Below are 15,247 nucleotides of genomic sequence, written 5' to 3'. Positions count from 1 at the left end.
GACGCTCCCCCTCCACCGCGCGCTCGCCAGAGTCCTCGAGCCCCACCTCCATCACTGGAAATTGTCCTACGGCCGCGTGAGCCCCGAGGAGCTGCTCCGCTGGGAGCGCCGCTTCCTGGACTGAGTACAATGCCGGGATGGCCCTACCCGGAAGGCGTCTCCTGTTGCTGTCCATGCTCGCCGTCGCCTGCGGTCCCACGTCGACGGTGGACGAGGGCGTGGGTGTCATCCAGCAGCTCGACACCTCCGAAGCCGGCATCACCGCCTTCGTGCGCGAGGGTCGGTACAAGGACTGGCTCGCCGAGCCCTCCGTCCACGACACGCGCGCCCCTCACGGCAGCAAGGTGCGCGTCTTCTTCAACGACACCGTCGTCCAGTCGATGCGGGACAGCAAGGCCACCCACCCGGTGGGCAGCATCCTCATCAAGGAGCTGTACGAGAACGACGGGAAGACGCTCCGGGGCCATGCCCTGGACGTGAAGGTCTCCGAGGGCACTGGCAAGGACACGTGGCTCTTCTACGAGGGCTTCGCGCCGGACTACGCCCGCAACTACTACGGCCGCGGCCACGAGACCTGCCACGGCTGCCATTCCAGCGGCACGGACTACGTCACCACCCCGCTGCCCTGAAGCGAAGGCCCAGCCCCTGGGACGGGTCCCAGGCTCCCCCTCCAAAGTCACCTCCCGCCGCCCGGTCGCCTGCCCGCCCTGCGGCGCGGCAGCAGCCGGGAGCCACCTCCCTCCGCCATCCCCATCTTCCTGGAGAAAGGGAGGTGCCCGAATGGCACAGGACCAGGACAAGGAAAAGCTGCAGGCCGACACGGACCAGGAGCAGGAGAGCCCGAAGGTGCACTCGGGTGACGTGTCGGGTCAGGGCCGGGAGCGTCGGGACGACGACGAGTACCCCAAGCAGCGCAACGCGGGCGAGTTCGGCACGCATGGCGGCCCCAAGAAGAACGACCAGCGGGATATCCGTGCCCCCGGCAGCTCCAAGGCGGGCTCCCAGTAGACGCGGGCCCGTGAAGGCGCCCCCGCGCCCAGACAAGGAGCCCCTCGACATCGAGCGGGTGCTGGCGCGGGTGCGCGAGTCCATCCAGGGTTTCGCGGACGCCGCCATGTTCGAGCTGGCGGCGCGCGGCCACACGAGCCTCTTCGAGCAGCTCGTGAGCTGCATCCTCTCCATCCGCACGCGGGACGAGGTGTCGCTGCCCGTGTCGCTCCGGCTGCTGTCCCAGGCCCGCACGCCCGAGGCGATGCGTCGCCTGGGGCCGGAGCGGATTGAGTCCCTCATCCGCCCGGTGACGTTCCCCGAGCCCAAGGCGAGGACGATCCACGCCATCGCGGTGCGGACGGTGGAGGACTTCGGCGGCGAGCTGCCGGCCGACGCCGAGGTGTTGCAGTCCTTCAAGGGCGTGGGGCCCAAGTGCGCGCACCTGGCGCTCGGAATCGCCTGCGGGCAGGAGCGCATCAGCGTGGACATCCACGTGCACCGGGTGACGAACCGCTGGGGCTACGTCCAGGCACGCTCGCCCGAGCAGACGCTGGTCGCGCTGGAGGCGAAGCTGCCCCGGGCGCACTGGGTGGAGCTCAACCGGCTGCTGGTGCCCTTTGGCAAGCACGTGTGCACCGGCACGCGGCCCCAGTGCTCCACCTGCCCGGTGCTGTCCATGTGCCAGCAGGTGGGCGTGCGCAACCCCCGCTGAGGCCCGGTGGGCTCAGCGGTCCGTGGCGAGCAGCTGCGTCACCCGCCGCGCGAAGCGCCGCCAGGGGTTGGTGCGCCCGCCGTGAGCGAGGGTCATCTCCTTCGCGTGCGACAGGTCCCGCCCCCAGCACTTCTCGAGCTTCGCGGCGAGCCGCCGGTCGGCCACCACCAGCGAGCCCTCGCGCATGCGGTGCAGCGAGAGCGCGTCCAGGTTGGTGGAGCCCACCACGCTGAGCCAGTCATCCACGAGCACCGTCTTGGAGTGCAGCATGGAGGGCTGGTACTCCCACAGGCGCACCCCACCCTTCAGCATCTGCTCGTAGGTGGCGCGCTGCGAGGCGCGGACGATGCGCCAGTCATGCACGGGCCCCGCCGCGAGCACCCGCACGTCCACCCCCTGCTTCCGCTTCTCCAGCAGCTGCTCGAGGATGGCCTTGGGCGGGGTGAAGTAGGCGTTGGCGATCCACAGGCGTCGGCGCGCGGCGGCGAACACGATGCGCAGCATGCGCTCGGCGTCGGAGAGGCCCGGGCCGCCAGCGCTCTCCACGAAGCAGGCGGTGGCGTCACCCTCGTCCGTCGGCGCGGAGAAGCAATTCTCCGGCAGCAGCGCGCCGCCACACTCCTGCCAAGTGCGCGCGAAGGCCAGCTGCATCTCGCGCAACGCCGGGCCCTCCACGCGCACGTTGGTGTCGCGCCACTCCTCGGGGCTGTCTCCCTCGCCCTGCCATGACTTCCAGATGCCGAAGCCCCCGGTGAAGCCCACCCGCCCGTCGACGAGGACGAGCTTGTGGTGGGTGCGCCCCAGGATGCGGCCGAACCACCGGCCCGACAGGGGCCGGAAGTAGTGGACCTCGACGCCGCCCTCGCGCAACCGCTGCTCCACCTTCGGGTTGAAGTCGTGCTCGCCGCGCACCTCCTGGCTGCCCACGGGGTCCACGACGACGCGGCAGGCCACCCCGGCGCGGGCGCGCTCGCACAGCGCCTCCACGATGCGGTCGGAGGGCTCGCTGGGACGCCAGATGAAGACGAGGATGTGGACGAACTCGGTGGCCTGACGGATGGACTCGATGACCTCGTCGAAGATGCGCCCGTTCTCGACGAGCTCCACCCGGTGTCCCGGCTCGAGCCGCACGCGCGTGGACTGGTAGAGCGCGTGACGGAAGGCGTCGAACCCGGGTGGCAGCACCGTGGGCCCCGTCATCTCATGCTGGTCGTTCTGGTGGTTGGGTGCTTCCCACCCCTGCATCCCCGACGCTGGCGCTCCCTCGTGCATGGCCGGGGGAAGGTAGGGACGTCGCCTCCGCGCGGAAGCCCTCGCCCGGGGGGCCGAGCCCGCCCGCCTGCCCCCGCGTGTACGTGGCTTCCCCCCTCCGCCCTACTGCACGGGAGTCGGAGCCCGGAACACCTCGCCGTCCTGTCCCTCGAGGATGAGGCTCGCCTCGTCCTTGGGTGACACCCGCAGCGAGGCGCGGGGCTGGCCCTTCCGGTCCACGAGCATCAACCCGGGAGAGCCATGCTCGTCCGCGCCGAGAATGGCCCGTGGGCGTCCGTCCTCGTCCGCGAGCTCCAGGCGCGAGGAGCCATCGGGCATGAGCCCCACGGAGAAGAACTCGGTGCCGCCGTTCTTCCCGAGCGACAGGCGCGGGGCCTCGTCCGAGTAGACGGTGAGCTCGGCGAGCGAGGCGCCCTCGGCGGTGGCGAAGCGGAGCCGGGGCGAGCCGCTGGAGTCCACCCCCAGCAGGGCCCGGGGCCGGCCCTGGAGGTCGTGCAGCACCAGGCCCCCCTCGCCTCCCTGCGCGGACAGGGTGGCGCGCGTGCGGCCCTGGGCGTCCCGGAGGGTGAGGCGCGAGGCCACCAGCTCCCCACCCGAGGCCAGCGGGCCCAGCGTGGCCGTGCCTACCCCGAGCGCCCCCAGCACGAGCGCGGCGAAGGTGAGGGACTGCAGGCGGCGGCAGCGGCGCTCCAGGTTCTCCAGGCGCGCGTCCAGGCTCTCCATCGACGAGACCTCCCCTTCCGGGCCCCACGGCCGGCACCGGATGCCCGGAGGCTACCCGAGCCCCGCCCCGCAGTCCGGCTCTCTGTCCACCATCGACACTCCGACGCCAGGGAAGGTGGCCGCGAGCGGGGGGCATCCTTATCGCCCAGGGCCATGTCCCGACGACTCCTCGCCGTGTCGCTGCTGCTCGCCCTGGCCGCGTGCGTCCACAACCCCGTCACCGGCAAGCGTCAGTTCTCCCTCGTGTCCCAGCGGGATGAGATCGAGCTGGGCAAGCAGGGCGCCGAGGACGTGCGGCAGTCCATCGGGCTGCTGCCCAACCCCCAGCTGCAGGAGTACGTGGCCCAGGTGGGCAAGAGCCTGGCGGCGAAGACGGAGCGGCCGGACCTGCCCTGGAGCTTCCAGGTGCTGGATGACCCGACGGTGAACGCCTTCGCGCTGCCCGGCGGCCCCATCTTCGTCACGCGCGGCATCCTCGCCCACATGAGCTCCGAGGCCGAGCTGGCGGCGGTGCTCGGGCACGAGATTGGCCACGTCACCGCGCGGCACTCGGCCGGGCAGCTCACACGGGCGCAGCTCGCGCAGCTGGGGCTGGGGCTGGGCATGGTGCTGTCGCCGGACCTGGCGAAGTACGGCGAGCTGGCCTCGGCCGGGCTGGGGCTCCTCCTGCTCAAGTACGGACGCGGCGCGGAGACCCAGGCCGACGAGCTGGGCCTGCGCTACATGCTCAACGGGGGCTACGACGCCCGCGAGATGCTGGACCTCTTCGAGATGCTCTCGCGCACGAGCGGCAAGGAGGGCAGCCGGCTGCCGACGTGGCTCTCCACGCACCCGGACCCGGGGGACCGCTTGAAGGAGACGCAGAAGCGCCTCGGCACGCTGAACCTGGACGTCTCCACGCTGCGGGACGAGCCGGCGCGCTACCTGCGCCTGCTGCAGGACATGCCCTATGGGCAGAACCCCCGGCAGGGCTTCTTCCAGGGCACGCGCTTCTTCCACCCGGAGCTGCGCTTCCAGCTGGACTTCCCCCAGGGCTGGCAGACGGCCAACCAGACGCAGGCGGTGCTGGGGGTGAGCCCCCAGAAGGATGCCCTGGTAGGGCTCGCCGTGGCGGGCACCGTCCCGCCCGAGCAGGCCCTGCAACAGTTCTTCTCGCAGCCCGGCGTGCAGCCTCTCACCGTGGCGCCCCAGGGCCTCCCCCCGCAGTCGCGCTTCTTCGAGGCGCGCACGGAGCAGGGCGTCGTCCAGGGCGTGACGAGCTTCCTCACCCACGGCGGCACCACGTACCAGCTCATCGGCTACACCGCCGCCGGCCAGCTCGCCGCCCATGAGCCGGCCTTCCGCGCCACCCTCTCCAGCTTCCGCGAGCTGAACGACCCGGCGGTGCTCGGCGTGCAGCCGGCGCGTCTGGACCTGGTGACGCTCCCCCAGGCGATGACGCTCGAGCAGTTCCACGCCCGCTACCCCTCCACCGTCCCCCTGGAGGAGTTGGCCACCCTCAACGGCGTCGCCCCGGGCGAGACGCTCCCCGCAGGCCAGCAGGTGAAGCGCGTCGTGGGAGGCACGCAGCCGCGCTCACCGTGAAGCGTCCAACACCCAGAGGAAGTGGAATTCCATAGGAGCTGGGAAAATCCAGACTAGCTTGACAGTCGCAATCCATTTGCTGTTCAATGAACCCACGAGTCGCTAGGAATGCGACTGCTACTGGCCTTCCAGGGTATTCCTGGGTTCATTGGCAACGGAGGATGCGATGTCGCTCGAAGCATTCACGAAGGTCTCCGAGGCCTCGAAGCTGCTGGTGGAGCAGGGTTTCTCCGCGCAGGCGGTGCTGGGCGCCATCGAGCTGGTGGGCCGCGCGCTCGGCGTGGACCGGGCGGTGGTGTACGAGAACGGCTCCTCGACGACGCCGGGCCGGCGCCTGTCGGTGCTGCGCAGCGTGTGGGGCGTGGCCCCCACGACGCCGCTGCTCCAGACCTTCCCGCTGAAGGATCAAATGACGGGCTGGGTGGAGGTGCTCTCGCGCGGGCAGCCTGTCTGGGAGGTGGTGCGCAACATCCCCGGCTCCATGAAGGTGAACCTGGAGGCGCAGGGCGTGCAGTCGGTGCTGCTGTGCCCCATCAGCGTGGGGACGCTCAACGGGCAGTGGTGGGGCTTCCTGCGGCTGGACGACTGCCAGAAGGAGCGGCGGTGGACGTCCGAGGAGCTGAACATCGTGAAGACGCTCTCGCGCTCCCTGTCGAACGCGCTGCGCCAGGACCTGCGGCGCGAGGCGCTCGCCCAGACGCGCAGTGACCTGGAGGCGATGATGATGCGCTGCGCGGCGACGGGCACCCGCTAGTCCGCCTCGCGCCTCGGCGCACCCCAACGGCCTGGAAACCGCTTCTCGTGGGCGGTGTCCAGGCCGTTTCGCTTTCCAGTAACATGCGCCCCCAGCCATGACCGACGCCTCGCGCACGCCTCCCGTCGATGCCTCCTCCGAGCCGGCCTCGAACCCGTCCACGCCCTTTCAAATCACCCCCGGGATGGTGCTCAAGGAGACCTACCGCATCGAGGCCCAGCTCGGCAGCGGGGGCATGGGCACCGTCTACCGCGCCACGCACCTGCAGCTCGACAAGCTCATGGCGGTGAAGGTGCTCAACTCGCGGCTCTTCGGCACGCCCGAGACCCTGGCCCGCTTCGAGCGCGAGGCCAAGGTGGCCGCGAAGATCAGCCACCCGGTCATGACGCACGTCGTGGACTTCGGCGTGGTGCGGGGCACGCCCTTCATCGTCATGGAGTACGTCACCGGCACCGAGCTGGCCGAGCTGCTGGCGAAGCAGGGCGCGCTGCCGCCACGCACGGCCGTGGCGGTGATGCGCCAGCTCCTGTCCCTGCTGCGCACCGCGCACGCGCTGGGCATCGTCCACCGCGACCTCAAGCCCGCCAACCTCAAGGTCCTCCTGTCCGCCCCGGACGACACCCAGCTCTTCGTGAAGGTGCTGGACTTCGGCATCGCCAAGCAGCTCGATGAGTCCGTCACCCAGCTCACCTCCGACGGCGCGCTGGTGGGCACGCCGGCCTACATGGCGCCAGAGCAGATCGCCGAGAAGCCGGTGGACGCGCGCACGGACCTGTACGCCGCGGGGCTCATCTTCCACGAGATGCTCAGTGGCAAGCGCGCCTTCGCGGGAAAGACGATTCCACGCATCCTCCATGCGCAGATGACGGAGCCGCCCCCGCCCATCGAGCTGCCCCTGCCGGACGTCGTCCGCCGCACGCTGGCGAAGCTCGTGGAGAAGCGCCCGGAGGATCGCTTCCAGGACGCGGCCGAGGCGGATCGCGCGTTCGCCGCCTGCGAGGAGGCCCTGCGTCCGGGCGTGGGCGTCTCCTCCCTCGCGGCGCCCGTGGACATGCCGCACCCGTCGCCCGACGACGGGCCCGCCGACGACGGGCGGTCCGCGACGTTGCCGCCGGACAAGGTCCAGAAGGAGCAGCGGGCCGCCGACCCCAAGAAGCCGGAACCCCAGCCCGAGGTGCGGCAGCAGCGCGAGCCCGAGCGGCCCGCGCCCAAGACGCCGGAGCCTCCGCCCCGCCCGCGCTCGAGCGGCGCGATGCGCGTCGTGGCGATCGCCGCGGGCGTCGTGTTGGGCATTCCCCTGCTCCTGTTCATCGGGGTGTTCATCGTCACCCTGGTGAAGCAGATCGTGGGCGCACCCGACGCGCCACGACCGGCGACGACCGCCAGCTCGACGCCGACGGCGGGGAGCGCGAATGACACCGAGGTGGCCGCCACGGAGCCGACGCTGGCCCCGGACCCCGACGAGGGCCCGGACACCGAGAGCGCGGAGGACGAGGATGCACCGTTGGACGAGCCGGGGTGCTACGTCATGGAAGTGTCCGTCGAGTCCACCCGGGGGGAGGATGGCAGGTACGGCCCGTGGATGGAGGCCGAGAAGTTGACCCGCAGTCCGGTGAGCTGTGAGGGCCTGACGCAGCAGCCGTTGGATCCCTTCATCCAGGCGCTCTTCGTCAACTACGACGACGAGCAGCTGCTCCAGGGCGAGACCCTCTCCTTCGAGGAGCAGAAGCAGGACCAGCCGGACGTCCGCAGCAAGCGGGTGCGCGTGTACTCGCGCGTGCCGAAGGCGACGGCGAACGCCGACGTTCCGTGACGCGCCTGCTCCACCGGGAAGCGTGAGCGCCCCAGGCGCTCACCGCCGGTCGCGCTCCAGGTCCGCCAGGACGCGGCGGAGGTACCAGACCTCGGACTTGCCAGGGTAGCGCTCCTGGAGGCGGGCCAGGTGCCGCGCGAGGGACTGCTCGGCCTCCGGGCGCGGCTGGCGGACGTTGCGGAGGTACTGGTTGCGCAGGCGGTCGACGGGATTGAAGAACCGCAGGGCCCAGAAGATGAGCCCGACCAGTACGGCCACCACGACCACCGCGACGACGACGTTCCCGTTCACGGCGGCGAACCTAGCGCGAGCCCCGGCTCAGAACAGCTTCCACCACTTCTTCTTCGGGGCCTCGGTGGGCTTCTCCTCACTCCGTGGGCTGCTCGCGGACTCCACCGGGGCGGCGGGAGCCTGGACCGGTGTCGCGGAGGGAGCCGCCGGGGGCGCGGCCACCTTCTTCGCCTTCGCTCGAGGCGGCGTGACGGGGCGGCGCCCATGGCGCGACTCCAGCGCGCGGGCCTTCGCCTGGAGCGCCTTGCCCTTCACGGGGTCCACCATGGCCACGTAGTTGGCGAAGCCCACGGCCGAGGCGATGACGTCCCCACTCTGGCCCCAGCGCTTGCCCTCGGGCCCGGTCTTCTCCACCTGGTGCAGCAGGGCGCGGAAGCGCTTGAGCGTCTTGCGATCCACCCCGGGCTTGTCGTTGACGACGACGCCCGTCACCTCCTGCTGCCGGCCCCGACGCAGGACGCGCGTCTTGTCGGGGTGCGGGGTGAAGTCCTCCTGCCCCACCACCCAGCGCACGAGCCGCAGCAACTCGCCCGCGTCGTGCGGCCCCGGCCCCCGCGCGGAGAACGTGAGGTCATCCGCGTAGCGCGTGTAGACGAAGCCCAGCTTGCGCGCCGCGCCCGCGAGCCGCCGGTCCAACCGCCGGCAGAGAATATTGGTCAGCGCGGGCGAGGTGGGCGCGCCCTGGGGCAGCCGCCGCTTGCCCTGGGTGACGAACCAGCGCCGCCCGTCCAGCTCCACCTCTTCCACGTCCGGCTCGGTGCACAGCAGCGCCAGCACCGTGGCGGTGGCCTCGCTGTAGCCCAGCCTGACGAAGACGCCCTTCACCCGCGGGTACAGCACCGAGGGGAAGAAGTCCTTCAGGTCCAGGTTCACCACCATGCCCGCGCCCACGTGCGGCCGGGCGTTGGTGACGATGGAGCGCCCCTCGCGGAAGCCGTGCGCCGCCTCGTGCACCGGCACCTTCTTCAGCAGGTTCTCCAGCACCCACGCCTGCGCCCCCTTGAGCCTCGGCAGGGGCGCGGAGATGAGCCGGGTGCCGCCCGTCTTCTTGGGCAAAAGGAAGCGCACGTAGTGGCTGGTGGTGGACGCGGTGCGCGTGAAGCACAGCGCTCGGAGTTGCCCCACGCTCAGCCCCAGCGCCTGCGCCAGCACCTCGGGGGAGGCCAGCACCGGCAGCCCCTGGCGTGCCAGCTTCGCCTCGTCCGCGGTGCGCGCGCTCAGGCCCCCGGACACGCCCCGGCCCAGGAAGAGCACCTCCTTCGCCTTGCGCTCCTTCCAGACCTCGGCGCGCTGCTGCCGCTCGCGCTCGCGCCGCTCCTTCGTCTCCTGCCGCTTGCGCCGGCTCTCCTCCAGCCGCCGCTCGAGCAGCTCGCGCTTCATCGCCTGCAGGTTGGCCAGCCGGCTCTGCTCGGTGGTGAGCGCGCGCAGTTGCCCCTGCAGCTCGTTGCGGCGGTGGATGACGTCCGCCGGGTCCCCGGGAATCCCGCTGCGCGCGGGCCAGAAACCCAGGCGCACCATCTCCTCGAGGACGACCTCGTCCTTGGAGCCGGCGCGGATGCGTTCGTACAGCTCCTGTCTGCTGCGGGGAGGCTGGGAGGACATGGCGGGTCAGTGAGAGGGGGAGAGTCCGTCCACGCGGCGGTCAGAGAGCACCTTCGTACTGCTCTCGGGACTGGACCGTCTCAACTCCAGCGGAGCCCCCTCCCTGTCGCGCGCAGGACCGACGAGGTCGACAGCGCTGCCGCGACAGGGAGGGAGGCTCCGCACAGTAAAGAGCGGGCCAGTGATGCATGACAGGCCATGGGGCATGGACGGCGAAACACCGTCCGGATTGCAAGGTACCGCCCCCTGACCGCCGCGTGCGCGAACCCTCCCCCTTCTCATGTGCGAGACACCCGTGAGTGCTGGAGCCGCAGCGCGAGCAGGTGCTCGCACGGCCCCCGGAACAACTTGTTCTGCTGGAAGAAGTTGCACGTGCACTCGCCGAAAACCATACGCTGGTCCCCATCGAGTCGCAAAGTGGGACGGAGCACCTTGCCGCCCTCCTTCACCGAGCCGCTCAGCTCCAGCGAGCCATCCGTGCTGGAGGGCCGCGCCGTCACGCTCACCGCGCCCGCGTCCAGGAAGCGCGTGGCCCGCTCCTCGCGCTCGTTGGCGAAGCGCAGCCTGTCCATGGGCAGCGGCTCGCGGCTCAGCTCGCGCGCCCGGTACACGCCCTTGTTCAAGTCCCAGATGGCCCGCCCCGCCTGCGTCCAGGCCGAGAGCGCGCCGAGCACCGCGCCCCGGTCCAGTCCCAGCTTCGAGGCCAGCGCCTCGGGCCTCGCGGACCACGTCTCCTTGAGCGCGTCGAAGACACGGCGGCGGGTGAACTCGTCCACCTGCCCGCGCGGCGCCATCAGGTCGAAGTTGCCCGCGGTGGACCAGTCATTGGCCGTCCACCCGGACAGGCCCAGGGTGAAGGACAGGTCTCCCAGGTCCGCCACGTAAAAGGACGGCAGCCCCGAGCCCAGCAGGTGCACGGTGAAGCGCCTGGCCACGGGGATGAGCCGCTCCAGCACGCCCAGGCGCCGGCGGCCCCACACGCGGATGTCGTGCGTCCCCTCGCCCTCGTACACCGAGCGCGGGCACACCACCTCCGTGCCCCAGGGCTCGAACACCACCTTCACCGGCTGCCCCGGCGAGAGCTTGTAGCGCATGGAGCGCGGGCCCTTCTTCTCCTTGTGCCGCTTGAGCACGAAGAGGAAGTTGTGCACGTCCATGGGGTGCAGCGTGAAGCGCACCGCCGGCAGCGCCATCGCCGAGTTCACCTGCAGGAAGCCGCGCACCCACGAGTCCGGGAGGTCGATCTTCACCTCCTTGTACGCCTCGTCCGTGCCCGTCCGAGTGGTGAAGCCGCTCGGGTCCACCTCGAAGCGCGTGCGCTTGTACGAGCGGATCTTCTGGAACTCGTCATACAGCGGCGAGGAGTAGTCGATGTTGGTGGTGCCGCAGGCGAACTCGCCGACGTTCTGGAATACCTCGTAGCTGGCGCCGAGCCGGCCATAGCTGGACTCGTCCTGGCTGAAGCACTCGAAGAAGCACTCGTCCGGGTGGACGGTGATGACCGGGTCCAACACGAACCAGAAGTCCCGGTTCTTCTCGTAGAGGTATTGGTAGTAGCGCGTGCGCGCCGCGTAGAAGGCGCTCATGCGCCGGGAGCTCTCCTTCTCCAGCTCGGCGAGCTCCTCGCGCAGCGCCTTCATCCGGCTGGCCACCGCCTGGCGGCTCGCGAGGATGACCTCCACGTCCAGCGTCTCGTCGCGCTGCGCCGCCCAGGCCTTGTAGGCCGTCTTGTCCTTGGGCTTGAAGCGCAGGTCCGACACCACCACGTCATGCAGGGCGGAGATGGCCTCGCGGAAGGCCACGTTCTGCCGCAGCTCGCCGGAGAAGAAGGTGGGCTGGCGCTTGAGGTCCGGCGCGAATGACAGCTCGGTGCTGTCTCCCCGGTTCTGCACCGAGGTGCTGCCCTTGTAGGAGTATTCAAACTGCACGGCGCACCTCCACCGGGCGGACCTGGAAGGGCACGGGAAGGGACGGCTGCGCCTTGGCGATGGCCAGCATCGCCTCCAGCGCCGCGGCCCGATGCTCTATCGCAATGGTGGCTGACATCCGGTGCAACACCTCCATGGCCACGCGGCCACTGGCCTCGGTGCCTCGGCCCTCGCGCTGGAGGAAGCCCAGCACCCGCTGCCGCGCCACGCGGCCCCGGTTCACCTGGCTCAGCACCCGGATGAAGTACGGCGCGAGCTGCTCCACCAGCGCGGGTTTGCCACTGGCGAAGCGCTCCAGGTAGTTGGTGGCGAAGAGCTGCACGGCGGGCGCGGGGTGCTCGGACAGCCGCAGGAGCAGCTCGGGCCCATCCGCCTCGCGGAACGAGCGCGTGAGCAGCTCCCTCCCGAAGGCCTGCACGTCCTTGCGCACGCTGTCCGCCACGGAGACGAGCACCTCCAGGGAGAAGTCTTCCGGAGCGAAGCGCTCGCGGAAGTAGCGGAAGCCGAAGGCGCGGGCGTCCTCCCAGCGCGAGTCCAGCAGGCCCACCGCCGTGGACAGCTCCGCGCGCACCTCGGGGACGTGGGCCTCCAGCCAGCGCCACGCCCACTCGCGCACCGCCAGCACGTCATGTCCGGCGAGCCTCGTCACCCGCGGCACCTCCACCGTCAGCTCCACGCCACGGCGGGCGAGCAGCGCGGCCCCCACGCCCTGCGCGGCGGCGTCCTCGGACTCGAGCAGCCGCCACGTCGTCTCGGCCGGCAGCGAGGCCAGCGCGGGCGCCAGCTCCTCCGAGAGGACCGAGGCCACATGGGCCGGCACACCTTCCGGCAGGCGGCGACGCAGCAGCGCGTCCAGCAGGGCCTCCACCACCCGCGCTCCCGCGGCGGGACTCGCGGCCAGGAGCCTCCCGAGCAGCGGGCGCACCGCGGTGCGCACGTCCGGCACACGGCTGGTGGCCAGCCGCGTGAGGAGTTCCTCCTGGGCGAGCAGCGAGGCCTCGGACTCGGCGAGGAGCGCGAGCAGCCGCAGGCCGAGGGCCCGCAGGGGCGCGTGCTCCGCCTGCACCAGCAGTTGGAGCAGCTCGTCCGGCACGGGCTCGGTGCGCAGATCGCGGCGCAGGAGCAGCTCGCCGCCCAGCTCCTGCACCTCGGGCAGCGGGTGGGCGAGCAGGTCGCGCACCACGTCCAGCCCCACCGTCCGGGACACGGGCCCCAGCGCGGCGAGCACCACGCGGGCCACGTCCACGGCGACGGGGCCGTCCTCCTTCGCCTTCAGGGACAGCAGCGCCGCCACCAGCCGGCCGACGAGGGCCTGCACCGTCTGCGCGGAGAGCACGGAGCCGCGCACCAGGTTGGCGGCGTAGGCGCGCGTCTCCGCGTGCGGCGCGGTGGCCAGCCCCGCGACGAAGCCAGAGTCCTCGACGAGGACGTGGCGCAGCTCGTCCATCCACCGGAAGGCCTGCTGGCGGGCGGGGGCGTACGCCGAGCGCGCCACCGCGAGCAGCAGGGCCCGGGGCTCGCGCTTCGCATCCAGCCGCTGGGAGGCCAGCTCGAAGCCGAGGCGCGCGGTGGGCTCATAGGGCCGCTCCAGCAGCATGGCCACCGCGTCCACGTCGAGCTGGGCGAGGAAGTCCGGGCAGGCGCGCAGCGCGCGGGCGGCGAACTCGTGCACCGGGGCGCAGCGGCTCTCGTCCAACAGGTGCAGGAGGCCCGCCGGGGTGCGCTCCCACAGCTTGGGAAAGGCCTCCTCGCGCACGTCCGGCGCATGCCCTCCGAACCGGTGCCCCGTCTTGAGTTGGAAGTAGAGCGCGTTCGGGTTGGCCTCGTAGCGCGAGCTCTCCCTGTACAGCAGGTGGTTGAAGGCCCAGTAGGGGGAGTAGGCGTACCAGTGCCTCCGCGGCCCCCAGTCCGACTCCGCCGTGGGGCTCGCGTCCGCGTCGCTGAAGGCGAGCAGCACCCCCACCGCCATCTTCACGAAGTCCGGGCTCTCCAGCTCGCCCAGGCGGCGCAGCGTGCGCCACACGCGGCGCCGGAGGTACTTGCGCGTCCGCAGCGTATAGGCGCGCGGCCGGCTGGCCCCCAGCGAGCGCTCCTTCTCATAGCGCCAGGCGATGAGGCCGAAGACCTCGCCGTCGCGCCGGTACTCGGCCGCCTTGAAGAGGTGACGCAGCACGCGCACCGACTGCACGGTGAAGGGCACCGTGCGCAGCACGCGCAGCAGCGCGGGCCGCACCGTCTCCGAGTCCACCCGGTAGAGGGACTCGAGGACGTCGAGCGCGTCCGCCTTCCCCGAGGCGAGGTGCGCGTCGAGCGCCTGGCCAAAGGCCTCCGCGTTCCCCGCCCGGGCCGGCTCGCGCAGCGCGGGAGGCAGCGTCTCCAGCATGTCCCGGCGGAAGTCGGCGCGGGTGGCCTCGTCGGAGAGTTGCAGCAGCGCCTCGGTGGCCATGCGGCGCACCATGTCCGGCGTGGAGGCCTCCCCGTAGAGCCGCCCGAGCGTGGACACCGAGGCCTCCGAGCCCAGGCGCCCCAACGCGGCGACGAGGCTGTAGGCCCGCAGGGGTTGGGCCCGCTCCAGCAGGGGCAGCAACAGGGGCTCGGCGGCGCGCAGCCGCAGCTCGCCCGCGCGCCAGATGACCCGCTCCAGCTTGCGAGGCTGGGCGCGCACGTCGGCGCGGCGGAACCACTGCCGGGCACTGGCCTCCTGCTGGAGTTGCTGGAGCAGGGTGCGCTCGCGGGGCGAGGTGCCGGCCGGAGCCTCCACCCTCGGAGGCGGGGACGCGGGAGCACGGGACGCGGGCGGCGAGGCGGGAGTGCCGGGCGCGCCCCCGGGCAGGTAGCCCGAGTCCAGCTTGGACTGGACGAGCTTGTCGAAGACGCGTTTGGCCTCGGCCTGGGGCACGGGCACGGGCGTCTTCGAGCCATCCTTGAGCGCGGTGCCCCTCCGCCCGTAGCGGAAGTTGACGACACACTGGCCCGGGGAGACCTCCAGGAGGTCCACCTCGTACACCTTGTCGCTCTTCCCCTCCTGGAAGAGGAGCGTCACCTGCTCGAGCAGTTTCACGTCAGCTCACCAGCCGGCGGATGTCGCCATGGGCGCGGTAGAAGCCACCACGCGCGGACGCATGGAGGCCCTCCACCACGTAGCGGCTGCCCGCCTGGCGGATGTCCTTGGGGAACTGCACGTGCCAGTCGGAGCGGTAGCCGGGAGACACCGCGCGCACGCGCAGGTGGGGGCCGTCCTGGTAGCACTCGACGATGACGCCCTTGCCCGCCTCGCGCGTCGTCTCCACGGTGCTGGTGAGGACGGCGTCCACGGGTTTGGGCGCCTGGATGCTGCGGGCCTGCGGCAGCGAGCCGGATTGCGCGGCCTGGATGGCCTTCTCGCTCGCGTCGATGCAGGCGAGCACACCGTCGGTGGTGACGAGGTAGAGCCGGTCCTGGAAGAACTGCATGGAGAAGGCCGAGCCGCACCCGGTGGACAGCTTCCACAGGCGCTCGCCCTTCTGGTTGAAGCAGTAGACGCTGGACATGTTGTCGCCAGCGAAGACGTACCGGCCGTCATCCACCGCGGCGCAGGA

General features: G+C 71.3%; 13 protein-coding genes. 6 read left to right on the top strand and 7 right to left on the bottom strand.

The genetic code is table 11. From position 1 onward, the window contains the following. Positions 1 to 137 precede the first annotated feature (137 nt). From VF697_RS00335 to VF697_RS00325, 3 genes are all read left to right on the top strand, one after another. On the top strand, positions 138 to 629 hold the full coding sequence (locus VF697_RS00335; RefSeq protein WP_331091075.1) for a hypothetical protein: 492 nt from the start codon (positions 138 to 140) through the stop codon (positions 627 to 629). A gap of 151 nt (positions 630 to 780) precedes the next feature. After that, positions 781 to 1,008 (top strand): hypothetical protein, encoded by a 228-nt coding sequence (locus VF697_RS00330; RefSeq protein WP_331091073.1) that lies wholly within the window; start codon positions 781 to 783, stop codon positions 1,006 to 1,008. A 10-nt stretch (positions 1,009 to 1,018) separates the two neighbouring features. After that, a complete protein-coding gene (locus tag VF697_RS00325; RefSeq protein WP_331091071.1) occupies positions 1,019 to 1,702 on the top strand; it encodes an endonuclease III in 684 nt (227 codons plus the stop codon). A 12-nt stretch (positions 1,703 to 1,714) separates the two neighbouring features. On the opposite strand, the gene VF697_RS00320 is transcribed toward VF697_RS00325, so the two are convergent. Together VF697_RS00320 and VF697_RS00315 are read right to left on the bottom strand one after the other, a co-directional pair. After that, complete coding sequence (locus tag VF697_RS00320; protein WP_331091069.1) at positions 1,715 to 2,947, bottom strand: phospholipase D-like domain-containing protein; 1,233 nt, start codon at positions 2,945 to 2,947, stop codon at positions 1,715 to 1,717. A 129-nt stretch (positions 2,948 to 3,076) separates the two neighbouring features. Then, positions 3,077 to 3,697: a hypothetical protein gene (locus tag VF697_RS00315; protein ID WP_331091067.1), complete on the bottom strand. Its 621-nt coding sequence runs from the start codon at positions 3,695 to 3,697 to the stop codon at positions 3,077 to 3,079. A gap of 153 nt (positions 3,698 to 3,850) precedes the next feature. On the opposite strand from VF697_RS00315, the gene VF697_RS00310 reads away from it, so the two are divergent. From VF697_RS00310 to VF697_RS00300, 3 genes are all read left to right on the top strand, one after another. Then, a complete protein-coding gene (locus tag VF697_RS00310) occupies positions 3,851 to 5,281 on the top strand; it encodes a M48 family metalloprotease (protein ID WP_331091065.1) in 1,431 nt (476 codons plus the stop codon). 166 nt (positions 5,282 to 5,447) lie between these two features. After that, positions 5,448 to 6,035 carry a GAF domain-containing protein gene (locus tag VF697_RS00305; protein WP_331091063.1) on the top strand — a complete coding sequence of 196 codons (588 nt, stop codon included), beginning with the start codon at positions 5,448 to 5,450 and terminating at the stop codon, positions 6,033 to 6,035. A gap of 97 nt (positions 6,036 to 6,132) precedes the next feature. Next, the gene (locus VF697_RS00300) at positions 6,133 to 7,848 is read left to right on the top strand and encodes a serine/threonine-protein kinase (protein ID WP_331091061.1); all 1,716 of its coding nucleotides are present in this window, start codon (positions 6,133 to 6,135) and stop codon (positions 7,846 to 7,848) included. 39 nt (positions 7,849 to 7,887) lie between these two features. On the opposite strand, the gene VF697_RS00295 is transcribed toward VF697_RS00300, so the two are convergent. From VF697_RS00295 to VF697_RS00275, 5 genes are all read right to left on the bottom strand, one after another. Continuing rightward, positions 7,888 to 8,139, bottom strand: coding sequence for a hypothetical protein (locus VF697_RS00295; protein WP_331091059.1), 252 nt, complete (start codon positions 8,137 to 8,139; stop codon positions 7,888 to 7,890). 27 nt (positions 8,140 to 8,166) lie between these two features. Continuing rightward, a complete protein-coding gene (locus VF697_RS00290; RefSeq protein ID WP_331091057.1) occupies positions 8,167 to 9,741 on the bottom strand; it encodes a reverse transcriptase family protein in 1,575 nt (524 codons plus the stop codon). Between the two features lie 278 nt (positions 9,742 to 10,019). Then, positions 10,020 to 11,669, bottom strand: coding sequence for an SWIM zinc finger family protein (locus tag VF697_RS00285; protein ID WP_331091055.1), 1,650 nt, complete (start codon positions 11,667 to 11,669; stop codon positions 10,020 to 10,022). Then, entirely contained in the window at positions 11,659 to 14,730 is a 3,072-nt protein-coding gene (locus tag VF697_RS00280; protein WP_331091053.1) for a hypothetical protein, read from the bottom strand. Before VF697_RS00280 ends, VF697_RS00285 begins: the two co-directional genes overlap by 11 nt. Position 14,731: 1 nt before the next feature. Then, on the bottom strand, positions 14,732 to 15,247 hold a 516-nt coding region (locus VF697_RS00275), incomplete at its 5' end, for a PQQ-binding-like beta-propeller repeat protein (RefSeq protein ID WP_331091051.1).

Origin of the sequence: Archangium sp. (assembly GCF_036388035.1) — a bacterium.
Classification (GTDB): domain Bacteria; phylum Myxococcota; class Myxococcia; order Myxococcales; family Myxococcaceae; genus Archangium.
This window is presented reverse-complemented; position numbering and strand designations above follow the sequence as displayed.